The sequence below is a fragment of the Vibrio sp. 10N.261.51.F11 genome (assembly GCF_041471665.1).
Lineage (GTDB): Bacteria > Pseudomonadota > Gammaproteobacteria > Enterobacterales > Vibrionaceae > Vibrio > Vibrio crassostreae_C.
This window is the reverse complement of the sequence record NZ_JBFROW010000084.1, coordinates 1-6,662: the sequence shown is the minus strand read 5'-3', so window position 1 is coordinate 6,662 and position 6,662 is coordinate 1. Positions and strand designations below refer to the sequence as shown.

7 protein-coding genes and 2 pseudogenes are annotated in these 6,662 nt (G+C 43.5%); 4 read left to right on the top strand and 5 right to left on the bottom strand.

The window, feature by feature from the left end; all coding sequences use genetic code 11:
* Positions 1-243 (top strand): hypothetical protein (locus AB4351_RS20825; RefSeq protein ID WP_372127033.1); only part of this gene is annotated, 243 nt, incomplete at its 5' end.
* Here AB4351_RS20825 and AB4351_RS20820 read toward each other — a convergent pair.
* The 4 genes from AB4351_RS20820 to AB4351_RS20805 form a co-directional block, all read right to left on the bottom strand.
* The gene (locus tag AB4351_RS20820; RefSeq protein WP_017059067.1) at positions 206-1,237 is read right to left on the bottom strand and encodes a DUF2955 domain-containing protein; all 1,032 of its coding nucleotides are present in this window, start codon (positions 1,235-1,237) and stop codon (positions 206-208) included. The genes AB4351_RS20825 and AB4351_RS20820 overlap by 38 nt on opposite strands.
* 60 nt (positions 1,238-1,297) lie before the next feature.
* Positions 1,298-2,359 carry an HlyD family secretion protein gene (locus AB4351_RS20815; protein WP_017059068.1) on the bottom strand — a complete coding sequence of 354 codons (1,062 nt, stop codon included), beginning with the start codon at positions 2,357-2,359 and terminating at the stop codon, positions 1,298-1,300.
* 12 nt (positions 2,360-2,371) lie between these two features.
* Positions 2,372-2,839, bottom strand: a complete 468-nt coding sequence (gene slyA / locus AB4351_RS20810) for a transcriptional regulator SlyA (RefSeq protein WP_017059069.1) — start codon at positions 2,837-2,839, stop codon at positions 2,372-2,374.
* Positions 2,840-3,230: 391 nt separating this feature from the next.
* A complete protein-coding gene (locus AB4351_RS20805) occupies positions 3,231-4,085 on the bottom strand; it encodes an REP-associated tyrosine transposase (RefSeq protein WP_372127031.1) in 855 nt (284 codons plus the stop codon).
* A 93-nt stretch (positions 4,086-4,178) separates the two neighbouring features.
* Here AB4351_RS20805 and AB4351_RS20800 point away from each other — a divergent pair.
* A pseudogene (locus AB4351_RS20800) lies at positions 4,179-4,897 on the top strand (glycine betaine ABC transporter substrate-binding protein).
* 60 nt (positions 4,898-4,957) lie between these two features.
* Here AB4351_RS20800 and AB4351_RS20795 read toward each other — a convergent pair.
* Positions 4,958-5,881 (bottom strand): LysR family transcriptional regulator, encoded by a 924-nt coding sequence (locus AB4351_RS20795; protein WP_102490406.1) that lies wholly within the window; start codon positions 5,879-5,881, stop codon positions 4,958-4,960.
* 216 nt (positions 5,882-6,097) lie between these two features.
* On the opposite strand from AB4351_RS20795, the gene AB4351_RS20790 reads away from it, so the two are divergent.
* Together AB4351_RS20790 and AB4351_RS20785 are read left to right on the top strand one after the other, a co-directional pair.
* Entirely contained in the window at positions 6,098-6,388 is a 291-nt protein-coding gene (locus AB4351_RS20790) for a putative quinol monooxygenase (protein ID WP_102322248.1), read from the top strand.
* An 82-nt stretch (positions 6,389-6,470) separates the two neighbouring features.
* Positions 6,471-6,662 (top strand): annotated as a pseudogene (locus AB4351_RS20785) (hypothetical protein); the annotation flags it as partial.

The window sequence follows — 6,662 nt, the reverse complement described above, 5'->3', positions numbered from 1 at the left end:
TCTAAGCGGAGAAGAGCCCTACAGGTATGGCAAAGAGGAAAAAGTTTCAACGGTGTCTCCAATTGCTTTATTGAAATACTAGTACCTGATCCCGTACTGGAATCAGGTGATTGTTATGAGAGACAAAAGACAAGACATGACCCTATTGTTTCTAATGCTGAGTCACAAGCAGTTTTTTTCCATGCTCGATTAATCATTATCAGCATTACTGATAACTTAAGCGCGTTGCAGCAAATCGGTTAAGTAAAGTGTGCATGATGTAACACAGTAATAAAGTCGCTACGATGGCAACCAAAATACTGCTAATACGGTAAAGTGCACTATATATCAGATCGCTACCTGGGGTGAGGTATTGGCCAAATAAAATCCCTAGCGTGGTCATCGCTCCAAAGCCAACCCCAGCGCCGACGTTTTCTTTGACGTGTACTTGGCTAAATAGCATTAACCCAAACCATAAAACCGGCACGACTAAGATCAACAGCCCTGACCAATCATAAAGAAACAACTGGGCTAACACACCGAATGTCACTCCAAGAAAGGTACCTATCGCACGTTTAAGGGCATAATTTAATACCCCAGTAAAATGCATCGGATAAAGTAATAAAATTGTGGCAGCTTGCGCCGACATAGAGTCTTGCAGATTAAAAATCTGGAACACGACAAAAGATGCTGTGGCGATAGTTGCCCCCAGTAATACTTCATGTCGCATTCGATTTACTGATTTTGCTGGTGGTTTTTGCAATTTTCTGGGTTCAACATCAGGGATTAACGAGACCATGATATAGGCGATAATGATTGCCAGTATTGTGGCGCCGAGATTAGCGCCGATGAGACCGTTTAGATCAGTATCAGGGTAACTGGCAAAATTAAGCATGATGCTCAGATTAAGTAAACTATTGGCACCATAAAGAAAAAAACTGCCGCGGGTCATGGCGGTAAAAAAGCCAACAAACACCCCAAAAATAATCAGGGTCATTAAGACTGGATGGCCACCAAATAAACCACCGATAACGCCTACCACTAATCCAGCTGTGACAGAAGACGCCAACACCTGCCGCGCGACATGGGCGGTGAACACAGGTGCTAGCCCTAGCAATACCATAGGGGTAACAGTATAAAACACCCCGTTACTAAAGCCGAACAGTTTGCACACAGTAAAGCCAATCGTGCCAGCAGTGGCAATACGTAGACATTGACGTAAATCATTGGCTGTCATGGGATTAAATCTTAGTAACATGATTGTTGCCTTGTGTCGCTGTAATATATTTAAAATAGCGCATCTATCAAATGTATGATGTTAATAGATATAGTGCAGCATACTGATGGCTTTAATCTGCCCATGAGCTAATAAGTTCAGCAAACTATTTTCTGGCATTATCTGCACCGTCGCCCGTGCCCCCGTTGGCAATGTTCTCATGACTTCGTCATTATCTAATTGTAAATGCAATCTCATTCTTTGGGCGTCACGGACCCAGCGATCAGATTGTTGCGGAGTCGCTAAACTGCCATTGGCATCGAACTGTCCGGCGCTAACCCCAGCATCAATACTGCTGACGTGGGCGCGATATAAACGGCCTGGTTCACCGTCAAACGCAACAAGGGCTTTAGATGAAATTGAGACATCTCGTAATGCCTTTTCTCTAAAATCAGCAATAATATCCACATCATCAGAAACAAGAGCCAGCAGTGGCTGGCCAATGGCCGCAAAGCCGCCGACCATGATTTGCAAGTTAGTAACTGTGCCGTCTTGATCCGCATGAACTTGGGTATAAGACAGGTTTAATTTGGCTTGGGCTAAGCGATTTTCGGCCTGACGTACTTTTAAGTTATTGTTACCGTAAACACCGCGGCTCACTTCTAATTGCTTTAAACGGGCTTGGGTTGCCAGCAAATTTGCTTCAGCCGCAGCGGCATCGCTGTCAGCTTGATCGCGTTGCTGTTGGGATACGCCATTAGTTTTGTACAGTGCATCAAGACGCTTTGCTTCGCTGCGTTTTTGTTGTGATGTGGTTTGGCTGGCATTGACATCAGCTTGCGCCGCTAACAAAGAGGCATCTAGCTCAGCGTTATCTTGCTGGACTTGCTCTAAAGCCAACTGCGCTTCATCTACCGCTAACTTATACGGTCTAGGATCTACTTCAAACAGTAATTCACCCTTGCTAACAACTTGGTTATTAGTGACAGCAATAGTTTTAATGCGGCCATTAACTTGTGGGGTAACCTTAGTCACAACCCGAGTTGCCATAGCCTGCGGCGTTAATGGCATAGTCGCATCAGCAAACATAAAGTAACCAAATACCAGCATAAAGCCTGCTAAGGCAATTTTTGTTAGCCGCGAAAATTGTTGATCTGGTGTCATATTTGTATTCACTTACTTGTCTGTCATTTTAGCTAATTTGGTTAACGCATTATTACCAATCAGATTAATTACTCTTTCAAACTCAGTAAGTTCTTCAGCGTTTATGCCTAAGAGCAATTGGCTACGGATATTGATAATTGTTACTTCAACTTTCGTTATTAAATCGAGTCCAGCAGGAGTCAAATTGACAAGTCTGGCGCGTTTATCATGGGGGCAACAGTGGCGTTCAATGAGCCCTTGCTGTTCTAATTGGGCTAAGGTGCGCATTAAAGAGGCCAGTTCAATTTCTAAGGCATTGGCTAATACTTTTTGACTGAGGTTGTCGCCTAATCGCCACAGTTTCCATAAGGCTGTCCAGCGTGGGTAAGTTAACTCTAAAGGGGCAAGTTCAATGTCAACAGCGGTGCGCCATAAGCGATGCAGACGCCCCAATTGTTCTGCCAGTGATAGCTCTTTCATATGGTCGAATTCTTTTTGCATCATGGTTCCCATTTACCTAGCGTGCTAACTATTATACTTGGTTAGCACGCTAAGTAAATTATTTTATACTATCAAAATCGCCTCATAAGCCTAAATCCCCTTAAAGTAATGAAAAAAAAGAATAAAAATGGAAGTGAAATAGGACATCCGATCTTTTACCAATAAATTTTAACCCAGCCAACCCAATCGCTGAGCCAGAAACACAGTAGATGACAAAAAATATTAGCTAACGCGCCCATTCAGTCACAAAATAAACGGAAGCGGAATTTTAAAGAAAAATATGTAGGATTTTTGAGATTTACAGGTGGCGTTGTTGAACAATTCCTCCCTAAGAGCGTAGTAACCCCAAGGGCTGCGAGCAATTAAGCCACTTCATTTCTTACGGGCATACCTAACAACGGGGGGGGCAGGTCTTGCCTTTTGCCACTATACGGCTGACTCGTGAATAATGTAAGTCGAAGTGATTCCCTATTTGCTTTTGCGTATAGCCACCGCTATTAAATGCAGCAATAATGGCATCATTTCTACTAGGCGCTGAGTCTTGGTACTCCTTTAGCGAAAGAGGTTTAGCACGTCGCTGTTTTGCCGGAACCTCTTTGATATCTCCCTCTGCTAAATTCAAATTAGGAAGATGACTGTTCACAAACTCATCACTGCCTAGGTACACCTGCTGCTTTAATCCTGTCCATAGTGGCTTACCAACCCCCTCGAAAACGAATTGCTTGTATTTCTCAACAGCCTTATTTCTCTGGCGGCCAAATTGAAACAAGGTTTGATCAACCGCTAGCCAGTCTGGTGACTCTTTTAAACCAGTAACAAAAGGCCAACTGCTCCACTCATATTCGTTCGGTGTATCCACTATATTTGCACGAACGGGGTTAAGTAAAATGTAACGTCCCACTTCCAATAGATAAGCGTCTTTGTCGACTAAAATGGCTTTAAAGCGACCTTGGTATAGATGACCGACTCGGTTATGTTTTCTATTGAACTTTTGGGTATACACACCATTAAGCTGACGCATTCCCTTACTTAAGTTCCCATCAGGAGTTTCGACGAGTAGATGGTAATGATTGGTCATTAAACAGTAGCTATGCACGACCCAATTGAATCGCTCACTGGTGCCTGACAACACTTCGATAAACAATTCAAAATCTTGCTCTTCCAGATAAATCGGCTGTCGAGCATTACCGCGCGACGTTACATGATAGAGCGCACCCGCATACTCTATTCTCAGTGGTCTACTCATTGTCTTCCTATACAAAAATGGCCTAGTTAAAAACTAGACCATTTCATCAAAAAGGCAAAAGACAGGACTTGACCCTACGTACGCACTGCATCGATAGTTAGCCATGTCTTAACTGATATGGGTTTTCAGGTGGAACGTGTCTACGCACCACATCAAGAAAATTTCCAAAATCTAAAAGTGGGCCGTATCGACATGCTCTCTTCTGCCTGGTTACCTTCAAGCCACGGTATCTATAAATCCGATGTTGAAACGGTAGAGCCTTTGTTAGAGTTAGGTTTGCACTATAAACCGTACGCTCTATGGGGGGGTGCCCGATTATGTACCTGAGGAGGTTGTTTCACAAATCAGTGACCTATTAAAACCAGAAGTCGTTAAGCGCACCAACAAACACATTCAAGGTATTAACCCAGGTGCTGGCATTACCCGATTCTCTATTGAAATGATGGACCAATATGGATTAAGCGATGTGGGTTATCATTTTCACTCTGGTTCAGAAGAGGATTGCTTTGGTGCCTACGAACGTGCGGTTGAAAATAATGAGTGGGTTATTGTGCCATTGTGGAAACCACAGTTCTTGCACCACCTATTTACTATCCGTGAATTAAAAGAGCCCAAAGGATTATTGGGTAGCGTTGATCGCCATATTATTACTTCGACAAGAAAGATCAATCGTATTTACCCCAGCACAGTTGGCACAGCTAGATCAATTGCGCTTTTCAAATGAAATCATCGCAGAATTGGATTACAAGGTTTGCCGTGCGGGATTAGCGGTTGATGATGTGACTCGTGAGTGGTTGGACAACCATCAGTAGTTAAGACCATCACCGCTTTACTGAGGGCTGGCAATTTCCACGCCCTCACAACCTCAACAGTTAACCCAATAGAATCCCTTTGTCCTTCATTTGGATTAGAATCTGTTCGGTCTTTTCTCTAAGCATATCCCTTATTAGGCGGACGGTTGGGGTAATAGATTGTCGGCTTGGGCATATTAACCAAAGCTCAGTGGAAGTCGGTTTATAGTCTGCCATTACATTGACTACTTTCCCTGTTAGCAAGTCATCGGCCATATCGAGGCAAGACTTGATTGCTACCCCTTTCCCCGCCACACACCAGCGCCGAACAAGATCGCCATCATTAGATGCTCTGTTACCTTTCAGTTTTACCTTAATGTCCTCTTTTCCATCATTAAACAACCACTCATTTTGCAAAATATCATGTAACTGGTAAAACAGGGCATTATGTTCAAGCAGATCATCTGGCTCGGATGGAGTACCGTATTTTGCTAAATACTCCGGGCTGGCGCACAACAGCCTTGGCACATCACAAATTTTAAAACCGTACATACTCGCATCGGTTGGTGAGCCATAGCGCAGCGCCATATCAACAGAATCTCGATAAAAATCGATGTTGCTGTCACTGATACTGGAGCGAAGTGAAACGTCTGGGTAGTCCAACAAAAATTCATCAAGCCAAGGTGTGACCACATTTCGGCCCAAATCAGACGAAAGGGCGATGCGGATCTCTCCATCAATAATCCCTAGCTCTTCACGCATGTTCATTTTGGCTTTTTCAAGCATCTGCAACGCCTCTTCACACTGAGGCAAATAACGCTCGCCGGCAGAAGATAAGCGTAAATGACGAGTCGTTCGTACAAATAATTCAGCCCCTAATGATGCCTCAACACGTTTCACCGCCGCACTTGCCGTTGCCGTGCGCATATCCAGATTTGTCGCAGCAGCAGTGATGCTGCGAAACTCTGCGACTTTTAAAATGACCTGAAAATCCTCTAAGAGCATAACCGTTACCTTTTAATCAGTGTGTTAACAAAATCTGAAAATGACTATCCCTTTATATCGCACCACATGAAATATTAAAAGATTATTATCAAATTTTAATTGGTAATTATTCAATTGATAGGCTGTTTTTCATTGGCAATGTTCGCACTATTATACCTCCATACCAACAACGCAGTGCGCTAAGCACGGCACTAACTCAGAACGAAGGAAACTCCTATGACTACATTAACGATTGTTGCAAACATCAAAGCCAATGACGACAAAATTGAACTTGTGAAAGCTGAGCTACTAAAACTTATCGAGATAACTCGTGCTGAAGAAGGTTGCATCAACTATGACCTTCATCAAGACAACGACAACCCAGCGCATTTTACTTTTTATGAAAACTGGGTATCACGTGAACTTTGGCAGGCTCATATGGGCAACCAGCACCTTGCGGACTACATGACAGCAACGGAAGGCTCTGTCGCAAGCTTCACAGTCAACGAAATGACTAAGATCGCGTAACGACAACATAAAACAAGCTTGTTATAGCACTATGCCCTGACTAAAACGGTTAGGGCATCAAAGAACACCAATGAGGCTCGACATGAAAAATATCAAAATCTTACTAACACTTGCGACTGCGATGATAGTTAACACAGCGCAAGCGGCTGATATCGAAGTGGTTGCCAAGCTTGATGGCACACGACCAGGGAACATTACAGTAACGAAGCAGGGGCGTACTTTCCTTTCTATGCAACCCCTTGATGCACCTGAATTTCGTGTTGTTGAATTGATG